The organism is Arthrobacter sp. CAN_A6 (assembly GCF_015751715.1).
In the GTDB taxonomy this organism is placed as follows: Bacteria; Actinomycetota; Actinomycetes; order Actinomycetales; family Micrococcaceae; genus Arthrobacter_D.
The window spans coordinates 139,886-163,358 of the sequence record NZ_JADOUV010000004.1 but is presented as its reverse complement, the minus strand read 5'-3'; the positions used below and the strand labels follow the sequence as shown (position 1 = coordinate 163,358).

Genomic DNA, 23,473 nt, shown 5'->3' with positions numbered 1-23,473 from the left:
CGGAACTCCTGGTGCCTGTCCGTTGGACAACGCATCCGCCCTACCCGGTTTTCCCGGACCGTTGGACGAACACCCCGAATCTCCTTGACGGAGGCGGGTCGCAGGCACGCGTAGTCAGTTCGGCTCAAACCGACCCGGGTGAGCCTTGCGGCTGGAGGGGATGGGAATGCAGCAAACTGCTCTGCCCAGTGTACTACAGGGCCCAGGGGTGGTTGACGTGCGGGTCAGCCGAGCCGGTCGACGTCCCCCTGATGTCCACATGAGGAGAACGTCCTGCGTTCGAACCTGCTGGATCGGGAAGAGTGCCGTCATGACCGGAAATCTCCCCCGACGCCTTCGGCGGATGCGAAGGCCTGCTGTCCGTCCCCGGCCGCGGCGGATGGTGGAGGCCGCCGTCCTCGCGCTGGCGCTTGCCACCGGCGGAACCGCGCCGTCCACCACGACGGCGCCCGGTTCGTTCACCGCTCCCTGGTCATGGCCGCTGGCCCCCGAACCGGGTGTCCTCCGGCACTTCCAACCCCCACCCGAACGGTGGAAGGCGGGCCACCGTGGCGTGGATCTCTCGGCCGCGCGGTCGACCGGAGCCGGAGCGGCCGCGCCGGTCCTCAGTCCCGCCGACGGTTTCGTCTCCTTCGCCGGCACCGTGGTCGACCGCCCGGTACTCTCGATCGACCACGGCGACGGCCTGGTCAGCAGCTTCGAGCCGGTTGCAACAACTCTGAGGAAAGGCGATCGGGTTGGCGCAGGGGACGCCGTCGGGACCATCAAGGGGCCGGCCCACTGCCCCGTGCTGTGCGTTCACTGGGGCGTCCGTCTCCAGGGCGAATATGTCGACCCGCTTGCCTACGTCTCGGACCGCCGCCCTTCGGTCCTGCTTCCGCTCCGCCGCTGACGCCCACGGGCATCCGGCCCTTGGCTTGACCTAGACGAAAGCCGAAATTCCGGTGACTGCACGGCCGGTGACCAGGGTGTTCATTTCCTGGGTGCCTTCGTAGGTGTAGATGGCTTCAGCGTCGGAGAAGATCTTCGCCATCTCGTAATCCGTAACGATCCCGTTCCCCCCGAGGATGTTGCGTCCGGCGGCCACACTTTCACGCATCCGCGCCGTCGTGAACGCCTTCGCGAGGGCGGACTGTTCATCCTTCGCGGTTCCAGCGTCCTCGAGCTGGGACAGGCGGACCATCATCCCCATCGAACTCATGGCGTTGCCCAGAATCTGCACGAGTTGCTGCTGCACGAGCTGGAAGGAGGCAATGGGCCTGCCGAACTGCTGGCGTTCCACCGCGTAGCGGCGGGCGACGTCGAAGGCGGCCAACTGCTGCCCCACCGCCTGCCAGCCCACCGAGAGCCGCGTAACCTTCAATACCTTGTTCGTGTCATGGAAGCTGTTGGCACCCTTGAGGTGGAAGTCATCTGCGACCACCACGTTCTGGAGGGTGATGTCGGCGTTCTCCACCGTGCGCAAGGCGATTTTGTTCTCGATCTTCGTGGCCGCGTAGCCGGGAAGCGATGTGTCCACCAGGAAGCCCTTGACCTGGTTGTCCTCGACGTCACGGGCGTAGATGACCACCCAGTCCGAGAACGTGGCATTGCCGATCCACCGCTTTGCGCCGTTCAGGACCCAGTTGGCGCCGTCGCGCCGGGCAGTGGTCCGCGTGCCGCCCGCAACATCGGACCCGCCGAGGGGCTCGGTCAGCCCGAAGGCGCCGATCTTCCGGAACGAATAGATGTCCGGCAGCCACTCGTCCTGCTGCTCCTTGGAGGCCAGAAGCTCGATCGAGCCCGTGAACAGCCCGTCGTGGACGCCGATGAAAGTGGCGATCGATGTGTCTGCCCTGGTGAACTCGGCGTGCATCATGCCGGCGAAAAGGTTCGAGTAGCCCTGCCGGTGGACGGGGCTCATCGAATCCAGCTCTGCGAGACGGGGGATAAGGCTTTTGGGAAAGGAGCCCTCGTTCCACCACGCCACCGCGTTGGGCCGCACCTCCGCAGTCAGCCACGCGCGCACCTCGGCGAGCCGTGAGCGCTCCTTGTCGGAAAGCAATTCTTCGAATGAGAAGAAGTCTCCGTCCGCGTACGGCAGGTTGTCGGGGTCGATGGCTGGCTTGCTCATGGATATTCCTTCACTCTGATCACCGGCGACCGGTACTTCACCTGGCGCTGATTGGAGATTTCCGGGCGCCCTGATGGCCGACACCCATGATCAAGATGTTACCCGCGAGTAACTTAGCCCGCCAGTGCAGAGCCGTTGAGAAAGAAGAAGCCCCGAAATCCTGAAGGTTCACCTTCCGGATTCCGGAGCTTTCCAGGGTAGGGCTGCTGGGGCTTGAACCCAGGACAAACGGATTATGAGTCCGCTGCTCTAACCAGCTGAGCTACAGCCCCCTGCCGCAGTTGCGCCTGCCCGGTGAGGCAGAACGGCCCGACTGCTCGTTCATTGTAGCCGTTGGCGACGGCCGGGATGCGCTAGATCGCAGTGCCATCGGTCGGTGCCCCGTAGTACAGGGCCTCGAACGTGGCGAGTGAGGTGTTGATGTCGTGCTTTTCTGCCATGGAGCGGCTTGCCTTGCCCATCCGCTCACGATCCGCGGAGGGGAGGCTGACCAGTTCGGTGATGCGCGCCGCGAGCTGATCGCTGTCATTGGGCGGGAAGAGGTAACCGTTCTCGCCGTCGTCCACGAGGTGAGGCAACGCCATGGCGTCAGCCAGCAACACCGGCGTGTAGGCCGACATCGCCTCCAGGGTGACGAGCGACTGCAGCTCAGCCGTACCCGGCTGACAGAACACAGTGGCCCGCAGGTAGGCGATCCGCAACTCCTCATCGCTGGCCAGACCAAGGAATCTGACCCGTCCGCCGAGGCCCAGCCGCGCGGCCTGCGCCTGGAGAGCGGGCTTCACTTCTCCCCCACCCACGATTTCGCAGTGCACGTTCAGCTCCACCGGCGTCTTCGCGATCGCGTCGATGAGGACGTCGATGTGCTTTTCCTCCGCGAGCCTGCCCACGAACAGCACAGTGGGGTGCGGATGGGGCTCGATCTCCTCGCCGGGCTTCAACTCGTACGCTGAGGAATCGATCCCGTTGGACACGGGCAGCACCTTCCGCAGGAAAGCGTGATCGTGCATCGCCTTCGCCGCGAGCGGCGTGGGGGTGGTCACGGCATCGGCCTTTCCCATGACCCTGCCCATGTCCCGCCAGGAGTTCTTCGCGACGATCTCCTTGAACCATGCGGGAAAGGGAAGGAACGGGTTGAGGTTCTCGGGCATGAAGTGATTCGTCGCCACCACACGGATGCCGCGCTTCGCAGCCTCGTACAGCGTGTACTCACCCACCATGTAGTGGCACTGGATGTGCACCACGTCCGGTTGGATCCGGTCGAACAACATGCTCACGTCGCGCCGGATCTCCCACGGCAGGCAGATCCGCCAGTACTCATGCGTGGGGGTGCTGTGGGAGCGCAGGCGGTGAACGGCCCACTCGCCGCCTGGTTCGGTGTGACTCCTGCCGTTCTCGGTATTCGGCGCAAGAACGTGCACGTCATGGCCGCGCCGGGTCATGCCCTTGGCCAGCCGGTAGCCGAACTGCGCCGCCCCATTGACGTTCGGCGGATAGGTGTCGGCCGCGATCAGGATGGTCAGTGGCTTGTTTCCAGCCGGGTGGTTCACTCGGGGATCCCCTACGTAGGTCTGTTCGGAGTGGCGGGCAGGTGCCGGCGTCGGTATTCCTAGTGCTGCCGTCTCACCACATCGGGGTGGTGCCGCGACAACGCGATGACTCCAACGATAGCAATCAATGCCGCCGTGGCCATGCCCACGGCGGCAATCGTCTGCACGTCGGGCTGCAGTTCGCCCAGGATGGTGATCCCCACGGCAATGCCGACGAGCGGATCGATCACAGTGAGTCCGGCAATCACCAGGTCGGGAGGGCCTGTGGCGTAGGAGCTCTGGACGAACCAGATCCCGAGGCCCACAGCGGCGAGGAACGCGACCGCCGTGTACAGCGGGACGTTCAGCAGGAACCGGCCGTTCGGATCCAACAGGTGCGTCATGATGACCTTCGTGAGCACCGCGACGAATCCGAAGAGCACACCCGCCCCGAGGATATAGGCGAAGGCGTTGAGCCTGCGCTTCCCGAGGACGGCAAGGGTGCCGAAAACGACGACGGCGACCACCAGCAGCAGGACCACCGAGAGTTCCTGCCCGACGGCGACCGAATGGTTCTGCTGGGTGACATTGACCGCGAGGAGGACGAACAGGGCGCTGCCGAAGACGCAGGCCGTGATCGCGGCGATCGTTGCCCGGTTGATGCGGATGCCCTGATCCCTCGAATTCACGACGGTGGTGATCACCAGCGCAATCGCACCGATGGGCTGCACCACCGTCAGCGGCGCCAACGCCAGCGCCACCACGTTCAGTGCTGTGCCTGTGCCCAACAGGACGAGACCGAGAATCCACCGGGGGTTCCGCAGGAGCCGCAGGAAGCCGGCGGTATTGAGGTCGAGGCCGCCGGTATGCGCCCGAACGGCGCTGCCTTGCCGCTGGGCGCCGAAGGCGAGGAAAACCGCACCTGCCAGCGCCAGCACGATCGCAAGGAAAGCCATTCAGCCGGCGATACCGTCAATGGGCCCCTGGCGGCGCTCCTGACGACGGTATTGCCTATGGGCCGCGGTGAAATAACCGTAGAAGGCGAGGAGGTGCCCGATGCATCCCAGAATGAGGAGGGCATGCGCGGACAGGAAGATCCAGGGCTGATCGTAGCCGGGCACGCGGTGCAGCAGGAGCAGCGGCAGGCCGACGAGCAGCAGCGCCGTACGGATCTTGCCGATGTTCGACACCGGCAGATGATTCGGGCCCCGGAAGAGGATGAGCATGTTCAGGATCAGGATCACGTCGGGAACGACGATGATCCAGACGAGCCACGCGGGTGCGATTCCGTTCACCACGAAAGTGACGGCTACCACGATCAGGGCCGTCCGGTCCGCTACGGGATCCAGCCACTTGCCGACCGTTGAAATCTGATCGAACCGTCGAGCAAGATACCCGTCGATCCAATCGGTCGAGCCGAGGATCACGAGTGTTCCAACGGCCGGGCCATACTCCTGGCGCACGATGAACCACACGAACAACGGCACGCCGAGGAAACGGACGATCGTCACGATGTTGGGCAGGGTCCATGCCGTCGTCAGGACCCTGTTCTGCGCCCCGGGCCGCGTTCCGGCGCCGATAAATCTGATCACCAATGCCTCCCCTTCCCATTATGCAGGCACCGGGCCGGCTGCTATCTGGAAAGCAGGCGCCTCAGCAGGACCACCAGGGTGGCCACCGAGCCGGCGAGCACGCTCAGCGGCTTCCAGCGATCGGCAAGGGAGATGTTGTGGGGAACTTCCTTCTCCACGGCGACGGCGGCAACCCTGCCGCTGCCGGCGTCTCCGCCGGTGCGACTTGCAGCGTCGACCGCTTTTGCTTCCTTCTTGGCCTTCGCATCGTTCTTGACCTTCTCGAAGCGGGACTTGATGTCCACCCGACTCCCGAGGGAGTCCCTCGCATCCGCGATGTGCGTCCGGCGCTCGCCGGAACGTCCACGCAGCTCTTCGTACGACGGCGTGGGTTCCTTCGGTGCGGAGTCCCGGGCGTCGTCGTCCTTCGGATCTTCCTTCGGCTTCTTGATGTCGAGCACCGCCGGGTTGAAGCTCCGACCTTCCTTCAGCACGCCGAGGTCGTAGCGGACGCCGCGGATCGCCTCTTCCGGAAGCAGAGGCAGAGCCTTCTTGAACCGCGAAACGCCGATGAGCCCGATGATGGCGGCGAGAACGAGGAAGGCGGCAGCGACCACGAGCGCGGCGAGCCACGGCGGCAGAACCTCTGCGAGCCCCAGGATCGCCGCCACGATGAGTGCGACGGCGAAGAAGAGGACAAAGATCAGCGCCACGACGAGGAAGGCGGCGGCGACGCCCGCTTTGATCCCCTTCTGCTTCATCTGCTCCAGGGCCAGCGAGAATTCGTCGCTGATCTGCCGCGGGGTGAGCCGCGCGAGTATCTTGATGAGCCCAAAGAGGGAAAGCGATCCCGTGGACCGCCTGCCGCGTGTGCTAGCCGAGCTGCTCATGCGCCCCGCCTCCATTCCTGTTTGAAGTAACCGTTATGACACTGACCCTAAAATTACCACCGGTGCGCCCCTCGCCCGTTGCCCGTGCTTTCCCGCGGAGTTCGTTCATTTCTACGCTATGGGCGGTTTCGCGGAACTCCCCGGCCGAAGTGCATCCCTCAGCGGGCAATGAGGTCGGTGTTGTCTTCGAGATCGTGGCCGCTGTACTCCTCGAGCTTCTTCTTCACGAAGAAGAACGACAGCACGGCGAATGCGGTGACGGCCGGATGCCGCCGGGTGGGTTCGGGATCGGCCCTAAGATGGAGGGTGCGTTGATTCGCTCCGGCAACTAGCGCGCGCTCCGCCCCACCACCTTGTTTCGATAGGCAGACTTTTGACCCCCCTCTCCCACCCAGGCGATGCACTCACGCGGCGCGAGAAGATGATCTACATCGCGACCCTCGGTGCGCTGACAGCACTGGGTCCCTTCACCATCGATCTGTACCTGCCGGCGTTTCCGGCGCTCCAGAGCGACCTCGGAATATCCGAGGCCGCCACCCAGCTGACGCTGACCGGGACGATCGTCGGATTCGCTGCCGGCCAGCTGGTCGTCGGACCGCTCAGCGACAAGATCGGACGGCGTGTTCCACTGATCCTTGCGACGTCGCTCCATGTGGCGGCCTCGATCGGCGCCGCTTCCGCCGATGACATCACGGCGCTCATGATCTTCCGCGTCCTCCAGGGCGTGGGTGCGGCCGGCGGCGGAGTAGTGGCCATGGCCATGGTGCGCGACCTCTTCAGCGGGCATGCCCTGGTGCGGAATCTCTCCTACATGGCGCTTGTGAACGGCATGGCACCCATTTTCGCCCCGGTGATCGGGTCGCAGCTGCTGCTGGTGACGGCCTGGCCCGGCATCTTCTGGTTCCTCGCCGGATATGGGGTACTGGTCATCGTTGCCGTGTCGGTGTTCATCATCGAGACGCTTCCTGCGGAGCGACGCAGGAGTTCCGGTTCCACTGCGCTCCAGCGCTACCGGGCGGTCCTCAGCGACCGCGTCTTCATCGGCGTGCTGCTGGTGGGCGGCATGAACTTTTCCGGACTGTTCTCCTACCTCTCGGCATCGCCGTTCCTCTTCCAGGACCTGTACGGGTTGAACGAACAGCAATACGGGCTCCTCTTCGCCGTGAACTCCCTCGGGGTGGTCAGCGGACTGCAGATCAGCTCGCGGGTGCTTCGGCGCATCGGGCCTCAGTGGGTCATGGCCTACGCGACGGCAGCCATGCTGGCGATGTCGACACTGATCATCGTGTTCGACCAGCTCGGGTTGGGCATTCTCGGAACCGCCATCCCGCTGTGGTTCTACATTTTCGCCGCAGGCTTCATGTTCCCGTGCGTCCAGGTACTCGCGCTGATCAACCACGGCGCCCAGGCGGGAACCGCAGCATCCCTGCTCGGTGCTGTGACCTTCGGCCTCGCAGGAGTGGTGTCGCCGTTGGTAGGAGTACTGGGCATCAGATCCGCCACACCGATGGCCGCCGTCATGGCAGGCTGCGTCGCCCTGGCCGTCGTTTTCCTGTGGACCGTCATCCGGCCGAAAAGCGTGCCTCCCCTGCAGTAGCGGCTGGTTCCACTCATCCAGCAGTCGCGCGATTCGTCCCTAGGGCATTGCCTCCGCAGTCTTCGCGATGTTGCGCGCCATCGATTTGAAGATGAAGCCGTGGAACGGCAGCACGGCGAGCCAGTACAGCCGCCCGGAGAGCCCCTGGGGGAAGAAGACGGCGCGCTGGCGGTAGGCGCTCCCTGAGCCGTCGGGGTCCACCGAGAACTCGAGCCATGCCCGGCCGGGCACCTTCATCTCGGCGCGCAGTCGCAGGCGTTCCCCGCGGACGATCTCCTCGACGCGCCAGAAGTCCAGGGCCTCGCCCGTGAGTAGTTCCCGGGCGTCCCGCCTGCCTCGTCGCAGCCCTACTCCCCCGGCGAGCTTGTCCATCCAGCCCCGCGCGGCCCAGCCCACCGGCCAGGAGTACCAGCCGTTCTCGCCGCCGATGCCCTCGACGACGCTCCACAGCTTCTCGGGCGGCGCCGACGAGCTGTAGGTCTGCAGGTCGGTGAAAACTGTATGCCCCGCCCACTGGGGATCGGAGGGCAGTGGATCGGCGGCGGCGTCGAGCTGGGAGGCTCCCGCCCAACTCGTCTCGACCTCCCCGCCCCGCATTTTGCCCAGGGCGAGGTCCACGGCCCGGCGGTAGCCGGTGGGACCACCTTCCGGAAGGGGCAGGTAGGCGTCGATGTCGTTTTCGGCGGTGATGGCGTCGTGCTGCAGTGACTCGATCAACGGCATCGCCATGGCGCGCGGAATGGGCGTCACCAGGTTGACCCAGTGGCCCGCCAGCCGAGGCGTGAGAACCGGCAGTGCGAGGATCCTGCGTCTCGGCAGTCCCGCTGCCTCCGCGTACTGGTTCATCATCTCCGCATAGGTGAGCACCTCACGGGAGCCGAGGTCGAAGGTCCGATTGAGGTCGGGCGGCAGGTCGAGGGCTCCTACGAGGTAGTGGATGACGTCGCGGACCGCGATCGGCTCGATGCGGTTGAGGACCCACCTGGGTGCGGGCATGACGGGCAGGACGTCGGAGAGATGCCGGATCATCTCGAAGGACGCCGACCCCGAGCCGATCACCACCCCGGCCTGGTAGGCGATGGTGGGTGTGCCGGAATCGAGCAGGATCCGGCCAACCTGGGTACGGGAGCGCATGTGTGTCGACAGGGTCACGCCTTCGGGGTGGAGCCCACCGAGGTACACGATCCGGGAGACCCCGGCCTCGGCGGCCGCCTCCGACACGGTGACGGCGATCTCGCTCTCGCGCACGTCGAAGTTCTTCCCCGAACCCATTGAGTGCACGAGATAGTAGAGGGTTTCCACACCCTCGCAGGCGCGGTGCATGGTCCCACGATCCTGCAGGTCTCCCTCGATGAGGTCGACCTGGTCCGCCCACGGAACATCCTTGAGTTTTTGCGGTGAGCGGACCACGACGCGCACGCTGTGGCCCTCGGCCACCAGCTTCGTCACGAGCCTGCCGCCGAGGTAGCCAGTGGCACCGGTGACAAGGATGAGCGCGCCGTCATTTTTCATGGCCCCAGCCTACGCCCGCCCTCCGACAGTACCGGCTGTCCATGACGGGTACGCAGAAAAAAGCCCCTGACCAGCGGAAACGCTGGTCAGGGGCTTTCGTTGCTCCTCCGACTGGACTTGAACCAGTAACCCTTCGATTAACAGTCGAATGCTCTGCCAATTGAGCTACGGAGGAAAGCGGCAGGATCAACTCTACATACGATCCGCGGCGTTGTGAAATTGGCCGGCCGACCGCTTCAGGCTGGACAGGGGATGCCTTCGACCGCAGCCCCGGAAGCAGCGCGAGCGTCCCGTTGCAGCCGGTGCTGCAGGGTCTTTTTCTTCCGGGCGGATCTAGACTTTAACCGGGGCCTGCGCTGGAACAGTCGGGAAAGGGGAAGTCGATGCCGCTCTATCTCTCGAGGTTCAGCTACACGCCGGAGACATGGGCTCGGTTGATCAGCAATCCCGAGGACCGCGGCAAGGCCGCCCAGTCCTACATCGAATCCGTCGGCGGGAAGCTCCACGGCTTCTGGTACGCCTTCGGTACCCACGACGGCTTCACCCTGTGGGAGGCTCCCGACAACGTGTCGATGGCGGCGGTCGTACTCGCGATCAGCGGTGGCGGCGCGCTGGGTTCGCTCGAGACGACAGTGCTCCTGACCGTCGATGAAGCGATGGATGCCATGCGCCAGGCCGGCCAGGTCAGGTACCAGCGCCCCGGCGCCTGATCGGCTCCTGCCGCTCCACCCGGGATTTCCTAGTCGGAGCGGAGCAGCCGCCGCTGGGTTTCGAGTTCCATCAGGTCCCGCTGCAACTGGTTGTAGAGGACAGGATCAGCGGCAGGATCCATCCGCTGCAGCTGCCCCAGCTTCTCGGCCTTCTGCTGGGTGATGCGAAGCTCGAAGAGCCTGTTCACGATGTCGCGGCAATACAGTGCGAGCGCGTCCTCGGCCTTGGAGGGTAGGGGGGTAACCGCCAGTTCCGTGACGAAACCCCGCAGTACTTCCGGCACCTCCTGCCGAACCCGTTCGACCCATTGGGCCGGATCCGTTCCGCTGCTGCCTGCTGCCTGCACCGCATCCCGAAGCGTCGCGTGCACAGGAGCGGAGAAGTTCGCCCCGGCCAGCCGCTCCCAGTGGACGGGCTCGAGGAGGTTCGGATATTGGAGCGCGACCTCCAATGCCTCACGTTCCATGCGCCCGATGGGATCCCGTGGATCGGGGCGGGAGAACTGAGGACCCGAGAGCGTGTCACCTCCCTGCCCGTCCGGCTGGTCACCGCGGTGGTCCTCTGTCCGGGCTGCTCCCCGGCGTCCCGGGGTCCCGGCTCCATCGCGCCGGGCCGCCGCCGACACTGCCCGTGCCACCTGGTCCTCCCCTACGAACTGCATGCCGAGCCAGCGCGAGAGTTCACGGGTATACGTGGACCGCAGCGACACGTCGCGGATCTGCGCCACGATCGGCGCCGCATGTCGGAGCGCCTTGACCTGGCCTTCACCGGTGGAGAGGTCGAAGTTTCCGAAGGAAGCCTTGATCGCGAACTCGAACAGCGGCCGCCGATCCGCGATGAGGGAACGGACGGCGTCGTCGCCCTTGGTCTGGCGCAGGTCGCACGGATCGGCGCCCCCGGGTTCCACCGCGACGTAGGTCTGCGCGACGAACCGCTGGTCCTCCTCGAAGGCCCGCAGGGCGGCTTTCTGGCCGGCGGCGTCGCCGTCGAACGTGAACACCACCTCGCCTCCCGTGCCGTCGTCGGACAGCAGCCGGCGTGCGATCTTGATGTGGTCCGCGCCGAATGCGGTGCCGCAGGTCGCGACGGCGGTGCCGACTCCCGCCAGATGACAGGCCATGACGTCGGTATAGCCCTCCACCACTACGAGCTGGCGCGTCTTCGCGATCTCCCGCTTGGCGAGGTCGATGCCGTACAGCACCTGCGACTTCTTGTAGAGCTGCGTTTCGGGAGTGTTGAGGTACTTCGGCCCCTGGTCCTCCTCGTACAGCTTCCGGGCGCCGAATCCGACGGTGTCACCGGTGATGTCGCGGATCGGCCAGATGAGACGCCCCCGGAAACGGTCGTAGAGGCGGGAGGCGTTGTTCGAGGCGACGCTGAACATGCCGGTGAGCTTCAATTCGTCGAGGGTGAAGCCGCGGCCGGTGAGGTGGGTGAGGAGTCCGTCCCAGCCCTGCGGCGCGTAGCCCACACCGAAGGAGGCCGCGGCGTCGCGGTCGAAACCGCGCTCCTCGAGGAATTGCCTGCCGGCAGCGGCACCCTGGGTGACCAGCTGGTCCCGATAGAACTCGGCGGCGATCTTATGGGCGTCAAGCAGGCGCTGGCGCTTGCCGACGTCCTCGCGTCTCGGCCCGGAACCGCCGTCCTCGTAGTGCAGTTCGAAGCCGAGCCGGGCGGCGAGCTTCTCGACGGTCTCGGTGAAGGAGGTGTGGTCGAGCTTCTGGACGAACGAGATGACATCGCCGCCCTCGCCGCACCCGAAGCAGTGGTAGGAGCCCATCTGCGGGCGCACGTGGAAGGACGGCGAACGCTCGTCGTGGAACGGGCAGAGACCCTTGTAGGAGCCCACCCCGGCCGACTTGAGCGTGACGTAACCGTCGACGACTTCCTTGATATCGGTGCGCTGGCGGACCTCATCGATGTCTTCGCGCTTGATGAGTCCGGCCATGAAAACAGTCTATGCTTCCCCTGCCACGGCGCCTGACCGCCCTCCTTGGGCGTGTGGACAATAATAGAGCCACAGCCACAGGCCGGCGAACGGCGGCGCCCTACCAGAGCGCGGGAACCGGGCCCACGATGCGCTCATGGAGGCCCAGTGCCGAGCCGTCGGTCAGCGAGGCCACCTGGTCCACGATGACGCGCAGCCGGGCGTCGTCGTCGGCTGCGTCGCGCCAGTCTTCGGCGAAGGCCGGCTCGAGGTAGCGGTCGCCTTCTGCGTGCATCTGGGCCACGAGGGAGATCAGGATCTCACGTTGGCGTTCGTACAGGGGCTGCCGCTGATCCGTGGTCATCACGTAGGTGGTGGCCAGGCCTTTCATGACGGCGATCTCGAGGGCGGTGTCCTCCGGCACCACCATCTCGGCGGAATAGCGGGTCAGCGGATCGGTCCCGTAGATGCCGCGGGTGGCCTCGAGTGCGCTGAGGCAGAACCGGCCGATCAGCTGGCTCGTCATGTTCTTCAGGGCGGCCATGGACCGCCGCGCACCGTCCGCTTCCCTCACCCAGACCGGGGTCTTCTCGAGGCGGGCAAGGGCCGCGTCGACGGCGGCGGGGTCGCTTCCGGGGAGGTACCACTGCTGCGTGTACCCGACCACGCGCGCCCTCGCGTCCGGGCTGTCCATCCACTTCAGCTGGAGGTGACCGGCGACGATGGCGTCCTCGACGTCGTGCACCGAGTAGGAGATGTCGTCGGCAAGGTCCATGACCTGCGCCTCGAGGCAGGAGCGGCCCTCGGGCGCACCGGTGCGCAGCCAGTCGAAGACCGGGAGGTCGTCCTCGTAGGCCCCGAACTTCGATGTCCGGTGGGCGTTGATGACGGGAGCGGAGGCGGCCGTCCACGGATATTTGCAGGCGGCGTCGAGGCTTGCCCGGGTCAGGTTCAGCCCGGCCGGAGTGCCGTCGTCACCGATGATCTTCGGTTCGAGGCGCGTCAGCAGGCGCAGGGTCTGGGCGTTGCCCTCGAAGCCCCCGATCCCGTGGGCGATGTCGTTCAGGGCTGACTCGCCGTTATGGCCGAACGGAGGGTGGCCGAGGTCGTGAGCCAGGCACGCGGCGTCGACGATGTCCGGATCGCATCCCAGCGCCCGCCCCAGCTCCCGGCCCACCTGGGCCACTTCGAGGGAGTGGGTGAGCCGGGTGCGCACGAAGTCGTCCGTATCCGGAGCCACGACCTGCGTCTTGGCGCCGAGCCGGCGGAGCGCCGACGAGTGCAGGACCCGCGCTCGGTCGCGCTCGAAATCAGAGCGGTGCGAGCTCTTGGGGGGCTCGCGGACCCACCGCTGCATGTCCTCAGCGAGGTAGCCCGCCGTCGGGAGCGGGTGCGGAAAACTCATGGCTGCTTCCTGCCTTGAAGCGTCGGGTGCGGCGCGTGTTCAGCCACCTGAGACGTCCAGTTCAGCTGCCGCGATGTCGGCCTGCTGCACCGCGTTCAGCACCCGGCCGTCCAGCCAGTGCTCGGGCAGCGAGGTCTTCTTCGGTGAACCGGCACGCCCGCGCGGTCCCTCGGCGTCGGGGCCGGGATAGGGCGAATCCCCGTCCAGCTCGTCGAGGAGGCCGCGCAGCACCTCGAGCGTCGGGACGGACGCGAGCTTCGCGCGGAGTTCGCCGCCCACTACGTAGCCCTTGAAGTACCAGGCCATGTGCTTGCGGATATCGCGCAGGCCCATCATCTCGCTGTCGAAGGTCTCCACGAGGAGCTCGGCGTGCCGGTACACAGTTTCGGCCACCTGGCCGAGACCCGGCCGGTGGCGCTCGGTCTTCCCCTCGAACGCATTGACCAGGTCGCCGAACAGCCAGGGCCGGCCCTGGCACCCGCGCCCGATCACCACGCCGTCCACTCCGGTCTGCTGGACCATGCGCACGGCGTCCTCGGCACTCCAGATGTCGCCGTTGCCCAAAACCGGGATGTCCGGGAGGGCGTTCCGCAGTTCCGCGATGGCGTTCCAGTCGGCCTTGCCCGAGTAGAACTGCGAGGCCGTGCGGCCATGGAGTGCGACGGCGGCAACACCGCTGTCACGGGCGATCTTGCCTGCCTCCCGGAAGGTCAGGTGGTCCTCGTCGATGCCCTTGCGCATCTTGATGGTGAGCGGGATGCCGCCCTTCGACGCTTCGCGGACGGCGGTCTGGACGATGCCGGTGAAGAGGTCGAGCTTCCAGGGGAGGGCCGCTCCCCCGCCTTTCCGCGTGACCTTGGGGACCGGACAGCCGAAATTGAGGTCGATGTGGTCGGCGTGGTCCTCCTCCACCAGGATGCGCACCGCCGCACCTACGGTGACGGGGTCGACGCCGTAGAGCTGCACCGAGCGCACCCGTTCGTCGTCGTCGTGGGAGATGATGCGCAGCGATTCCGGGCTGCGCTCCACGAGTGCGCGTGATGTCACCATTTCCGACACGTACAGCCCGCCACCGTACTCGCGGCACAACCGGCGGAACGCACGGTTGGTGATGCCGGCCATGGGTGCGAGGATCACCGGGGTGTCCACCGTGATGGCGCCGAGCTTCAGGGGCGGGAGGTCGAGCCTGAGCGCAGGCTCTCCGCCCTCGGGAGCGGAAGGTGGAGCAATGGAGGGAGCGGTGGCCGGCGCGGGCCGTGTCGATACAGCAGTCACCCCTCCATTGTCGCAAGGCCGGGCAAATCGACGGCGGCTGTTCGCTCTCCGGGAATGTGGTGCGGCGACGAGCCGGAAAGTTTCCGCGCATCGCTCCCGCGCATCCGGTGGACGGGAAGTCGTGATATGAGTGAGGATCAAGCGCCGGCGGATCTCCCCCGGCCCGAGCATCAGGGTGCGTGGACATGGCGTGGAAGCCGAAGCAGAACGACCGCCTGTACCGTTTCGTGGTCGGCACTGGGCTGCTGATCCGGTGGTTGCTGCAGCTGCGGATCCGGACCACCGGCACGGAAAACCTGCCGGCACCCGATCCGCTGAACGGCCGCTCACGGCGCGCGGTCCCCGGGAAGGGCGCGGTAGTGGCGATCACCCACTTCGGGTACCTCGATTTCGCCTTCGCGGAGTTGGCCCTGTGGCACCATGCCCGCATCCAGGCCCGGTACCTGATCACCAAGCGGGTGGCGTCCCTGTGGTTCGTGGGCCCCTTCGTCTACGGCCTCGGCCACGTGGTCACCGACCGGCGGGCAGGCGCCGACGCCTACGCCGATGCGCTGGAGAAACTGAAGGCCGGCGAGTACGTAGCGATCCTCCCCGAGGCCGGCGTCTCACGCAGCTACACCGTCCGCGGGCTCAAGACCGGTCCGGTGCGCCTTGCGGCAGAGGCCGGCGTTCCCGTGATCCCTGTGTCCGTGTGGGGAGCACACCGGCTGCTCACCCGCGGCCACGGATTCTCGGTCCGGAAAGCGTGGCGCACACCTGTAAGGGTGCATGTCGGCGAGCCGATCCGGCACAGCGAGGGCATCGACGTCGCGATCGAGACCGAGAAGCTGCGCGCAGCGCTCCAGGAGGGCATCGACCGGTGCATCGGCGACTTTCCGGTGGTTCCCGAGCCGGGAGCCTGGTGGCAGCCGGCCCACCTCGGCGGCGGCGCCATGACCGAGGAAGAACGCGTCGCGGCCGACGCATACGACCTCAGCACGGGCCGCCACAGCCGGGGTTGAGCTGACGTTTCCGGCACCGGGTCCGGCACTCCCGCCGCGCCCGTTACGTCGTCCGATTCGCCCGAGCCGGATCCGCTGAACCTGGCACCACTAAACCTGGCACCACCGGGCGGGTGCTTCCCGGGCCGGCCACGACGCCGGATCACCGGATCACCGAGGCGCGTGTCGTGCAGCTATTCCAGGGCGATGACGTGCGCCTCGGCGTCAGCCGTCGCAGCGCCTCCGGCCAGCAGCGGCTCGACGACCCGCGCCAGTGCCGCCATCGAGTCGTCGACCTCGAGCTGCACGGGGAACTGATGCACGAGCATCGCGATCATCGTGGCCACCGCGGCTTCCTGCTCGGACGGCTTCAGCGTGGCGTCGTAGCCCAGGAGGACATCGGCCGGACCGTCGGTGCGGGCCTGCGTGTAGCTGACCGCGAAAGCGGCGATGGTGCCGCCGTCGGCCCGGGGCCGGTCGCGCAGCACGATCGCGCCGGCCGCGCCGCTGGTATCGGAGAGCAGCAGCTGCTGGGCACGGCCGAGAGTCAGATCAGCGCGGTCCCAGCCGTGGACTGCAGTATAGAAGTCGGCGACGGCGCGGGTGAGTTCCACCGACCCCGTCGCCGCTTCCTCGAGCTGGGGACCGGAGGCGTCGTCGAACCCGGGAGCGGCAAGCGCTCCCGGGCTGACCACGACCACGCGCGAACGCTGGATCGTCGAGAAACCCACGGCCTCCGCGAATCGGGCGCCGGTGGTGCCCGGCTGCACCTTGCTGCGGAGCGCGGTGATGCCCGACGGCGACGCCGCGGCCTCGGAGCGCAGCATCGTCAGCAGGGTGGAGCCGATGCCCGCGCGACGGTGGTCGGCAGCGACTTCGACATAGCACCAGAGGCGGTCGGGATGCAGCGCGGTCTCGTAGACGAATCCGGCCGCGACCGGGATCCCCTGGTCCAGCGCCGTGATGCAGCGGTTCCAGGGCGACTCGGCCGGGGGGCGGAATGAACCCCTGAACTGCTCGGACGGCGCCGATTCCGCTCCGCCCCACAGCTGGAGGAGCTCGAGGTCGTCGCCGTCCTGCCAGGCCCGGTATTCGAGGGCCATCAGGAGCCGATCAACCGTGCCGCGAGGTAACCCTGCACCTGATCGAGGGCAACGCGTTCCTGCGCCATGCTGTCACGTTCGCGGATGGTCACCGCCTGGTCCTCAAGGGTGTCGAAGTCCACGGTGATGCAGAACGGCGTGCCGATCTCGTCCTGCCGCCGGTACCTGCGGCCGATGGCGCCGGCGTCGTCGAAGTCGATGTTCCAGTTCCGCCGCAGCTCTGCCGCGAGGTCCTTCGCCTTGGGCGACAGGTCCTCGTTGCGGCTGAGGGGCAGCACTGCCGCCTTCACCGGGGCAAGGCGCGGATCGAGCCGCAGCACCGTGCGCTTGTCCACGCCGCCCTTCGAGTTCGGGGCCTCGTCCTCGGTGTAGGCGTCGACGAGGAACGCCATGAAGGAGCGCGTCAGGCCGGCGGCCGGTTCGATGACGTACGGGGTGTAGCGCTCGTTCGTGGCCTGGTTGAAGTACCCGAGGTCGGTTCCGGAGTGCTTGGAGTGGGTCGAGAGGTCGAAGTCGGTGCGGTTGGCAATGCCCTCCAGTTCGCCCCACTCGGAGCCCTGGAAGCCGAACCGGTACTCGATGTCCGTGGTGCCCTTGGAGTAGTGGCTGAGCTTCTCGAGGGGGTGCACGAAGAGGCGGAGGTTGTCGGGGTTCATACCGAGCTCCGTGTACCACTCGAAGCGGGCCTTGATCCAGTATTCATGCCACTCTTCGTCCGTCCCCGGCTCGACGAAGAACTCCATCTCCATCTGCTCGAACTCACGCGTGCGGAAGATGAAGTTCCCCGGGGTGATCTCGTTGCGGAAGCTCTTGCCGATCTGGCCGATCCCGAACGGCGGCTTCTTGCGGGCAGTGGTGAGGACGTTGTTGAAGTTGGTGAAGATGCCCTGCGCGGTCTCGGGCCGCAGGTAGTGCATGCCCTCCTCGCTCGCGACGGGGCCGAGGTAGGTCTTCAGAAGGCCCGAGAACTCCTGCGGCTCGGTCCACTGGCCTTTGGTGCCGCAGTTGGCGCACGCGATGTCCTTGAGGCCGTTCTCCGGTGCCCGGCCCTTCTTCTCCTCGAACTCCTCCTCGAGGTGGTCGGCCCGGTAGCGCTTGTGACAGCTCAGGCACTCGACGAGCGGGTCACTGAAGACCTCGACGTGGCCCGACGCCTCCCAGACCTGGCGGGGAAGGATCACCGCGGAATCCAGTCCGACGACGTCGTCACGCCCGCGCACCACGGACTGCCACCACTGCCGCTTGATGTTCTCCTTGAGCTCGGCACCGAGCGGCCCGTAGTCCCAGGCCGAGCGCGATCCACCGTAGATCTCCCCCGACTGGAAGACGAAGCCCCTGCGCTTGGCGAGGGAAATGATCGGATCGAGCGCTGATTTCGCTGCTGCCATCGGGTTACTGCTCCGGCTTCCGCAGGCCGCTGGGTGCGGTCCGCTGGTTGGGTGTGCTGGTTGGGTGTGCGGGAATTCCTTCGGATATCCACGCGGGGAAGAACATACATCGCCAGCCTACCGCCAGCGGCACGGGCCGGCCGAGCGCAGGACCCTAGTGGTACGGGTTCGTTTCCGCAAGAGGGACCAAGTATTACCGCGGTTTTCCACCGAAAACCCCTTCGCGCCCTTGACCGCCGCACTGCTGCTTCCTATGGTTGGGGGGCGCCGTGACGTGACCTACATCACAGGCGTTTTCTGTGTCTGCAACAGCAGACCTCCTCGCGACCAAAGGAACGAATCGTGACCCCAAACGATCTTCACCCGCGTGCACGCATCGCAAGGGCGGGCCTGGCACTTGCCGGTGGCCTGGCCCTCGTTGCATCGGGCGGACTTGCGGCCAACGCAGGTCCGACCCATGAGAACAGCAACAACAACACCACCCAGAAGCTACGGACAGCGGTGTCCGTAGAGAACGTCGTCGGGCACCTCGACGCGCTCGACACCATCGCCGAGGCGAACGGCAGCACCCGGGCATCCGGTACGAAGGGGTACGCGGACTCGGTCGACTACATCGTCGGCAAGCTGGAGGCCGCGGGCTACTCCCCCACCATCCAGACCTTCCAGTTCCCCTTCTATGCCCAGCTGAGTGATCCCGTCCTCACTCAGACAAGCCCGGTGACCAGATCGTATGGGCCCGGTGACTTCGCCACCATGACCTACTCCGGCGCGGGAGAGGCTTCAGGCACCATCACCACGGTCGACACCACCGGAGCGGCGAGCGCCGCGAACACCAGCGGCTGCGAAGCCTCGGACTTCGCCGGCTTTGCGTCGGGCTCGATCGCACTGGTGCAGCGCGGCAGCTGTGCGTTCTCGCAGAAGGCCGCCAATGCCGAGGCCGCAGGAGCCACGGCTGTCATCATCTTCAACACCGGCGTCGGAGGCAACACCGGTCCGATCGCCGGAACGCTCGGCGCACCCGATGTGGTCACGATCCCCGTGCTCGGCGCAAGCTTCGAAGCGGGAAATTCGCTGATCGGCGACGACGTGACCGGACAGGTGACAGCAGACACCATCTCCGAATTCCGGGAGACCTACAATGTTCTCGCCGAGACTGCCTCGGGCAATCCCGACAACGTGGTCATGGTCGGCGCCCACCTGGACAGCGTGGTCGCAGGACCGGGCATCAACGACAACGGAAGCGGAAGCGCGGCGATCCTCGCCGTCGCCGAGAGCATGCAGAAGGTGACGACGGCAAATCAGGTGCGCTTCGCCTGGTGGGGTGCGGAGGAACTGGGCCTGCTCGGAGCCGAACACTACGTGGCAGACCTCGTGGAGAATGGCGGTCTCGACAAGGTGGGGCTTTACCTGAACTTCGACATGATCGGCTCGACGAACTTCGGTCGGTTCGTGTACGACGGCGACAACTCCGCCTTCCCGGTAGGGCCGAACGCCGCCGAAGGCCCCGAGGGCTCGGGCCAGATCGAACAGGACTTCCACGACTACTTCGCGTCGGCCGGTCTCGCCTCGGGCGAAACGGCGTTCAGCGGACGCAGCGACTACGGACCCTTCATTGCCGAAGGAGTCCCTGCCGGCGGCCTCTTCACCGGAGCCGAGGGCATCAAGACGGACGAGCAGGCGGCACTCTTCGGCGGAACAGCCGGCAAGCCCTACGATGCCTGCTACCACATCGCCTGCGACGACGACACGAACCTGAGCATCGAGGCTCTGGACCAGATGAGCGACGCCGTTGCCCACCTCACCCTCACCTACGCCATGAACACGGTGGGTGTGAACGGCGCAGGGACGGCGAAGGGCAACTTCAAGCAGAAGGAGAGCTTCGAGGGCAACCCCCTGGGTGGCGGCACGGAGAGCGGCGGCGGACTCCACCCGGAGCACGACCACGACTCCGAACTGGCGGACCGTTAGCCGACAGCTTGCACCGCCGGTAGCCGGTAGCCGTTAGCCGTTAGCCGACAGCTTGCACCGCCGGTAGCCGGTAGCCGGTAGCCGGTAGCCGGTAGCCGGTGGATCATGACATCGACGCGTGGGGCGGAACCTTCCGGTTCCGCCCCACGCGTCCGTCTTTGCGGCCGCGCTGCAGCGCGGTGTGGTTACGCGATGCCCGTGGCTCTCCGCGGCCAGGGCAGGGTCGTCAGGACGATGGCGATCAGCGTCAGCACGGTTCCCGCGACGGTGGCGACGGCGATGATCGTTCCAGGGGCTGGAAACACGAGGTCCAGTACCAGGGATCCCACCAACTGCCCGCCGGTCATGCTGAGACCGGTCAGCAGGACGCCCAGGCTGCGCACCAGCAGCGCGCCGAGCGCGATGAACACGCACCCCAGGGGGCCGCCGAGGTAGTACCACCACTCGGTGGGCAGCGGATTCCCAGGACCGGTGACGAGCAGCTTGACCAGCCAGGCCGCGAGGAGCACCGTGCTCCCTGCCACGAAATTCAGGAGTGTGGCGGTGAGCGGTGTTCCATAGTGGACGGCGGCGGTCCCGTTCATGGCCTGCTGGAAGCTCAGAAGGATCCCTGCTGCGACCGGCAGCAGGACGGGCAGGAGCGATGACGCAGGGTCCCCGACAACCCCGAACCTCGGGGACAGCGCCCACATCACCGAGACCACGGTGAGGACCACGCCGATAACGCGCATGGGGGTTGCGGAGCGTCTACCAGCCGGTCCGATGCCGGCCCGGTCCACCAGGAGGCCACTGAGGGACTGGCCCATGACGGCGACCACCGTGAACAGGGCCACTCCGAGCACCGCTATGGTCAGGGACTGGGAGAACACGAAGAGCGCGCCGATGGCGCCGGCTCCGAGGTAGTACGGCGGAAAGCGCCCCTCGCGGACTGCAGGAATCACCTGGCGTGCCCCGGCCCGGGCGGTGGGGAGCGTCAGCGAGATGACGATCATCAGCACGAGTCCCGTACCGAAACTGACCAGGGCAGCAGCGAGGCTGTCATCGAGCCGCGTACCGAGTGCTCCGTTGATCCGTCCCTGCAACGGAATGGCGATGCCGACGGCAATTGCGAGCGGAAGCCCGATGACCGGGGACAGCGAGGGGGGTATAGCCACCGGTCAAGCGTAGGCGTAGCCGCGCAACCGCCCGAGGGCCGACGGCACAGCTTCCGCGATAACTACGTCAGAATGGAATCATGACCGGCGAAGACACCGCGCAGAGCGCAGGCGACAGCAACGAGATTCCCATCCGCGACGACATGATCCGGCTGGGCCAGCTGCTGAAACTCGCCTCCCTGGCCGAGGACGGCGTCGAGGCGAAAGCGCTGGTCGACAACGGTCTGGTCCAGGTCAACGGGGAGATCGAGGAACGCCGTGGGAGGCAGCTCCACCCGGGCGACACGGTGAGCGTCAACGGCCAGAGCATACGGATCACGAGGAGCTAGCGCCGTCCCAGCACCGTCAGTGTCAGGAACTCGCGCACGTGCGCGAGTTCCTGCTCGCTGATGCTGTGCAGCATGTTGGAATACAGGACCTTGGTGAGTTTGGTGTTGGACGTCAGCCAGGCGTGCGTGAAGTCGATCATCCCGGCGGAGATCACCTCGTCCGCCTGGTCCCGACCCCAGAAGAACGGCACTCTGGCCGCTGCGACGTGGTCGTCGTCCTGGAAGAAGGAGGAACCGTCCGCGGGTACGGCAAAACCCGACAGCCCGACGACGCAGGCGAAGTCCTCCGGCGTGTGCCGCAACAGGCTCGTGGCAACGGCCATGCCCTGGGAGAACCCGAGGAGGCTGACGCTGGTGTGGGCGCTCCGAACAGTCCCGAGCCAGGCCGCGAGCCGGCCCACCGAAGCGGCAACCTTGTCCACCGAGTAATCGGCCTCGCGCGAGAGCGGGAACCAGGAGTAGCCCGGTCCGCCGGGCAGGGGCGCCCGCACCGATACGACGGTGAACTCATCGGGAAGGTAGGCAACCAGCCCCATCAGGTCTTCCTCGTTGGCCAGGTACCCGTGGAGCAGCACCAGCAGCGGCGTTCCCTGCCGCTCGGCTTCCGGCCGTGACCACAGCACGGTCGGATTCCAGGCGGCGGCGTCGGGCGGGAAGGGGCTTTCGTCAGCGTCGGTCATGAAAATATTCTGGCACGCGCCGCCCGGCGGGCGGCACATGGCTCGGGAGGCGACCCGTGTGCCGGTGTTCGCGCAACCACCGCTCGGCCTGAAAGAATGAAAACGTGACAGCCAACCAGCCCGCACCGCAGGTCGAGGAAGTCCCCTACCCCCAGCCTCACCCCTGGAGCCGCTACGTGGCCCTGGGCGATTCGTTCACCGAGGGAATCGGTGATCCCAATCCTGAAAGCGTCGGCGGCAACCGGGGCTGGGCCGACCGCGTTGCCGAGGAGCTCAGCCGTAACCACCCGAGCTTCGCCTACGCGAACCTCGCCGTCCGCGGCCGGCTCCTGCAGCAGATCGCGGACCAGCAGGTGGGCCCGGCCCTCGCCCTGAAACCGGATCTCATCACTATTTCGGCAGGCGGCAATGATCTTCTCCGTCCGGGCGGGGATCCGGACCGGATCGCCGAACGCCTCGATGCGCTGGTGCAGATCCTCGGCACCAACGGAGCCACGGTGGTGATGCTGACCGGCCCCGACGTCCGGGACACGGTACTCGGGAGCATCCGGGCCAAGACCGCGATCTACAACGAGAATCTTCGGACCATCGCCGCGCGCCACGACGCCGTCGTAGCCGACATGTGGGCGCTGCGGCTGCTGCTGAATCCGCAGATGTGGGCCGCCGACCGCCTCCACTTCTCGCCGCTGGGCCACCACACCATCGCCGCGATGGTCCTGGACACCCTCGCTGTCGAGCACACCCTGGAGCCCCTGCGCCCCAAGGAACTCCCGGCGAAAAGCTGGCGCATGGCGCGCTCCGAGGATTTCGTGTGGGCACGTGAATTCTTCGTCCCCTGGGTTCTCCGGCGGCTCCGGCACCAGTCCTCGGGCGACGGCGTGACCGCCAAGCGCCCGGAGCCCGGCACCATCTTCGGCCCCGGAATGCCGCCCGGATCAGCCGACTAGGAACGGCGGACCGGGAACGGCGGACCCACCGGAGGATGAAAAACGCCGCCGGTCCCTTCCGGGAAGGGACCGGCGGCGCTGGCGGACGGAAGCTGATCGCCCGACCGCGTCAGCCGTTCAGCGACACCTCACCGTTCGCGACGGCGTCGGCGCATTTCCCGAGATCGGGGCCGGGCTTGAAGTCGACGAACTGGGGCTGCAGTTTCTGGAACAGGAATTCGTAGATCTCGTCGCGGCTGCTGCCCTTGAGGGTCTGCGCCGCCTCACGCACCGCTGACTGAAGCGCGCGGTCCGCGTCGAGCAGGATCTTCTGACGTGCTTCTTCGTTCCAACCGATAGTACTGAGTTCCATGAACAGCTCCTTCGACGGCGTTGGACTGCGGTAGAGCCTGCC

General features: G+C 66.5%; 21 protein-coding genes and 2 tRNA genes. 7 read left to right on the top strand and 16 right to left on the bottom strand.

Annotated elements, in window-relative coordinates; genetic code table 11:
- Positions 1-310 precede the first annotated feature (310 nt).
- A complete protein-coding gene (locus IWX75_RS09085; protein ID WP_334684219.1) occupies positions 311-892 on the top strand; it encodes a murein hydrolase activator EnvC family protein in 582 nt (193 codons plus the stop codon).
- 30 nt (positions 893-922) lie between these two features.
- Here IWX75_RS09085 and IWX75_RS09080 read toward each other — a convergent pair whose 3' ends face one another.
- From IWX75_RS09080 to IWX75_RS09055, 6 genes are all read right to left on the bottom strand, one after another.
- Positions 923-2,113 carry an acyl-CoA dehydrogenase family protein gene (locus IWX75_RS09080; RefSeq protein ID WP_196821939.1) on the bottom strand — a complete coding sequence of 397 codons (1,191 nt, stop codon included), beginning with the start codon at positions 2,111-2,113 and terminating at the stop codon, positions 923-925.
- 198 nt (positions 2,114-2,311) lie between these two features.
- Positions 2,312-2,385, bottom strand: a tRNA-Ile gene (locus IWX75_RS09075).
- Positions 2,386-2,466: 81 nt separating this feature from the next.
- A complete protein-coding gene (locus tag IWX75_RS09070) occupies positions 2,467-3,663 on the bottom strand; it encodes a glycosyltransferase (RefSeq protein ID WP_196821938.1) in 1,197 nt (398 codons plus the stop codon).
- Positions 3,664-3,722: 59 nt separating this feature from the next.
- Positions 3,723-4,598, bottom strand: a complete 876-nt coding sequence (locus tag IWX75_RS09065) for a DMT family transporter (RefSeq protein ID WP_196821937.1) — start codon at positions 4,596-4,598, stop codon at positions 3,723-3,725.
- Positions 4,599-5,234 carry a CDP-alcohol phosphatidyltransferase family protein gene (locus tag IWX75_RS09060; RefSeq protein ID WP_334684218.1) on the bottom strand — a complete coding sequence of 212 codons (636 nt, stop codon included), beginning with the start codon at positions 5,232-5,234 and terminating at the stop codon, positions 4,599-4,601.
- Positions 5,235-5,275: 41 nt separating this feature from the next.
- The gene (locus IWX75_RS09055; RefSeq protein WP_196821936.1) at positions 5,276-6,103 is read right to left on the bottom strand and encodes a phage holin family protein; all 828 of its coding nucleotides are present in this window, start codon (positions 6,101-6,103) and stop codon (positions 5,276-5,278) included.
- Positions 6,104-6,524: 421 nt separating this feature from the next.
- Between IWX75_RS09055 and IWX75_RS09050 the strand changes: the two genes are divergently transcribed.
- Positions 6,525-7,700: a multidrug effflux MFS transporter gene (locus tag IWX75_RS09050; protein WP_196822043.1), complete on the top strand. Its 1,176-nt coding sequence runs from the start codon at positions 6,525-6,527 to the stop codon at positions 7,698-7,700.
- 39 nt (positions 7,701-7,739) lie between these two features.
- Here the strand turns inward: IWX75_RS09050 and IWX75_RS09045 are convergent, their stop codons facing one another.
- Together IWX75_RS09045 and IWX75_RS09040 are read right to left on the bottom strand one after the other, a co-directional pair.
- On the bottom strand, positions 7,740-9,212 hold the full coding sequence (locus tag IWX75_RS09045; RefSeq protein ID WP_196821935.1) for an SDR family oxidoreductase: 1,473 nt from the start codon (positions 9,210-9,212) through the stop codon (positions 7,740-7,742).
- Positions 9,213-9,314: 102 nt separating this feature from the next.
- Positions 9,315-9,387: transfer RNA gene (locus IWX75_RS09040), tRNA-Asn, on the bottom strand.
- A gap of 208 nt (positions 9,388-9,595) precedes the next feature.
- Between IWX75_RS09040 and IWX75_RS09035 the strand changes: the two genes are divergently transcribed.
- Complete coding sequence (locus tag IWX75_RS09035; protein ID WP_196821934.1) at positions 9,596-9,922, top strand: GYD domain-containing protein; 327 nt, start codon at positions 9,596-9,598, stop codon at positions 9,920-9,922.
- Positions 9,923-9,951: 29 nt separating this feature from the next.
- Here the strand turns inward: IWX75_RS09035 and dnaG are convergent, their stop codons facing one another.
- The 3 genes from dnaG to dusB all read right to left on the bottom strand — a co-directional run bounded on the left by dnaG (position 9,952) and on the right by dusB (position 14,485).
- Complete coding sequence (gene dnaG / locus IWX75_RS09030) at positions 9,952-11,871, bottom strand: DNA primase (protein WP_196821933.1); 1,920 nt, start codon at positions 11,869-11,871, stop codon at positions 9,952-9,954.
- Between the two features lie 100 nt (positions 11,872-11,971).
- The gene (locus IWX75_RS09025; protein WP_196821932.1) at positions 11,972-13,255 is read right to left on the bottom strand and encodes a deoxyguanosinetriphosphate triphosphohydrolase; all 1,284 of its coding nucleotides are present in this window, start codon (positions 13,253-13,255) and stop codon (positions 11,972-11,974) included.
- Between the two features lie 39 nt (positions 13,256-13,294).
- Positions 13,295-14,485, bottom strand: coding sequence for a tRNA dihydrouridine synthase DusB (gene dusB / locus IWX75_RS09020; protein WP_196822042.1), 1,191 nt, complete (start codon positions 14,483-14,485; stop codon positions 13,295-13,297).
- Positions 14,486-14,715: 230 nt separating this feature from the next.
- Here dusB and IWX75_RS09015 point away from each other — a divergent pair, with 230 nt between their 5' ends.
- Complete coding sequence (locus IWX75_RS09015) at positions 14,716-15,531, top strand: lysophospholipid acyltransferase family protein (RefSeq protein ID WP_196821931.1); 816 nt, start codon at positions 14,716-14,718, stop codon at positions 15,529-15,531.
- Between the two features lie 173 nt (positions 15,532-15,704).
- Here IWX75_RS09015 and IWX75_RS09010 read toward each other — a convergent pair whose 3' ends face one another.
- Together IWX75_RS09010 and IWX75_RS09005 are read right to left on the bottom strand one after the other, a co-directional pair.
- On the bottom strand, positions 15,705-16,613 hold the full coding sequence (locus IWX75_RS09010) for a GNAT family N-acetyltransferase (RefSeq protein ID WP_196821930.1): 909 nt from the start codon (positions 16,611-16,613) through the stop codon (positions 15,705-15,707).
- Positions 16,613-18,001 carry a glycine--tRNA ligase gene (locus tag IWX75_RS09005; protein ID WP_196821929.1) on the bottom strand — a complete coding sequence of 463 codons (1,389 nt, stop codon included), beginning with the start codon at positions 17,999-18,001 and terminating at the stop codon, positions 16,613-16,615. Before IWX75_RS09005 ends, IWX75_RS09010 begins: the two co-directional genes overlap by 1 nt.
- Before the next feature lie 342 nt (positions 18,002-18,343).
- Here IWX75_RS09005 and IWX75_RS09000 point away from each other — a divergent pair, with 342 nt between their 5' ends.
- Positions 18,344-19,969 (top strand): M28 family peptidase, encoded by a 1,626-nt coding sequence (locus IWX75_RS09000; RefSeq protein WP_334684217.1) that lies wholly within the window; start codon positions 18,344-18,346, stop codon positions 19,967-19,969.
- A 185-nt stretch (positions 19,970-20,154) separates the two neighbouring features.
- On the opposite strand, the gene IWX75_RS08995 is transcribed toward IWX75_RS09000, so the two are convergent.
- The gene (locus tag IWX75_RS08995; RefSeq protein ID WP_196821928.1) at positions 20,155-21,123 is read right to left on the bottom strand and encodes a DMT family transporter; all 969 of its coding nucleotides are present in this window, start codon (positions 21,121-21,123) and stop codon (positions 20,155-20,157) included.
- A gap of 80 nt (positions 21,124-21,203) precedes the next feature.
- Between IWX75_RS08995 and IWX75_RS08990 the strand changes: the two genes are divergently transcribed.
- Positions 21,204-21,452, top strand: a complete 249-nt coding sequence (locus IWX75_RS08990; protein WP_196821927.1) for an RNA-binding S4 domain-containing protein — start codon at positions 21,204-21,206, stop codon at positions 21,450-21,452.
- Here IWX75_RS08990 and IWX75_RS08985 read toward each other — a convergent pair.
- Complete coding sequence (locus IWX75_RS08985; RefSeq protein ID WP_196821926.1) at positions 21,449-22,132, bottom strand: alpha/beta hydrolase; 684 nt, start codon at positions 22,130-22,132, stop codon at positions 21,449-21,451. The two genes, IWX75_RS08990 and IWX75_RS08985, sit on opposite strands and share 4 nt — an antisense overlap.
- Positions 22,133-22,236: 104 nt before the next feature.
- On the opposite strand from IWX75_RS08985, the gene IWX75_RS08980 reads away from it, so the two are divergent.
- Complete coding sequence (locus IWX75_RS08980) at positions 22,237-23,079, top strand: SGNH/GDSL hydrolase family protein (RefSeq protein WP_196821925.1); 843 nt, start codon at positions 22,237-22,239, stop codon at positions 23,077-23,079.
- A gap of 109 nt (positions 23,080-23,188) precedes the next feature.
- Here the strand turns inward: IWX75_RS08980 and IWX75_RS08975 are convergent, their stop codons facing one another.
- A complete protein-coding gene (locus IWX75_RS08975; protein ID WP_196821924.1) occupies positions 23,189-23,431 on the bottom strand; it encodes a hypothetical protein in 243 nt (80 codons plus the stop codon).
- Positions 23,432-23,473: the final 42 nt, after the last annotated feature.

What these genes read in the sequence shown, in the direction of transcription:
- IWX75_RS08990 (WP_196821927.1), top strand. Translation starts at nt 21,204, where the DNA reads ATGACCGGCGAAGACACCGCGCAGAGCGCAGGCGACAGCAACGAGATT.
- IWX75_RS09050 (WP_196822043.1), top strand. Translation starts at nt 6,525, where the DNA reads ATGATCTACATCGCGACCCTCGGTGCGCTGACAGCACTGGGTCCCTTC.
- dnaG (WP_196821933.1), bottom strand. Translation starts at nt 11,871, where the DNA reads ATGGCCGGACTCATCAAGCGCGAAGACATCGATGAGGTCCGCCAGCGC.
- IWX75_RS09065 (WP_196821937.1), bottom strand. Translation starts at nt 4,598, where the DNA reads ATGGCTTTCCTTGCGATCGTGCTGGCGCTGGCAGGTGCGGTTTTCCTC.
- IWX75_RS09010 (WP_196821930.1), bottom strand. Translation starts at nt 16,613, where the DNA reads ATGGCCCTCGAATACCGGGCCTGGCAGGACGGCGACGACCTCGAGCTC.
- IWX75_RS09045 (WP_196821935.1), bottom strand. Translation starts at nt 9,212, where the DNA reads ATGAAAAATGACGGCGCGCTCATCCTTGTCACCGGTGCCACTGGCTAC.
- IWX75_RS09035 (WP_196821934.1), top strand. Translation starts at nt 9,596, where the DNA reads ATGCCGCTCTATCTCTCGAGGTTCAGCTACACGCCGGAGACATGGGCT.
- IWX75_RS09025 (WP_196821932.1), bottom strand. Translation starts at nt 13,255, where the DNA reads ATGAGTTTTCCGCACCCGCTCCCGACGGCGGGCTACCTCGCTGAGGAC.
- IWX75_RS08975 (WP_196821924.1), bottom strand. Translation starts at nt 23,431, where the DNA reads ATGGAACTCAGTACTATCGGTTGGAACGAAGAAGCACGTCAGAAGATC.
- IWX75_RS09005 (WP_196821929.1), bottom strand. Translation starts at nt 18,001, where the DNA reads ATGGCAGCAGCGAAATCAGCGCTCGATCCGATCATTTCCCTCGCCAAG.
- IWX75_RS09055 (WP_196821936.1), bottom strand. Translation starts at nt 6,103, where the DNA reads ATGAGCAGCTCGGCTAGCACACGCGGCAGGCGGTCCACGGGATCGCTT.
- IWX75_RS09015 (WP_196821931.1), top strand. Translation starts at nt 14,716, where the DNA reads ATGGCGTGGAAGCCGAAGCAGAACGACCGCCTGTACCGTTTCGTGGTC.
- IWX75_RS09080 (WP_196821939.1), bottom strand. Translation starts at nt 2,113, where the DNA reads ATGAGCAAGCCAGCCATCGACCCCGACAACCTGCCGTACGCGGACGGA.
- IWX75_RS09085 (WP_334684219.1), top strand. Translation starts at nt 311, where the DNA reads ATGACCGGAAATCTCCCCCGACGCCTTCGGCGGATGCGAAGGCCTGCT.
- IWX75_RS08985 (WP_196821926.1), bottom strand. Translation starts at nt 22,132, where the DNA reads ATGACCGACGCTGACGAAAGCCCCTTCCCGCCCGACGCCGCCGCCTGG.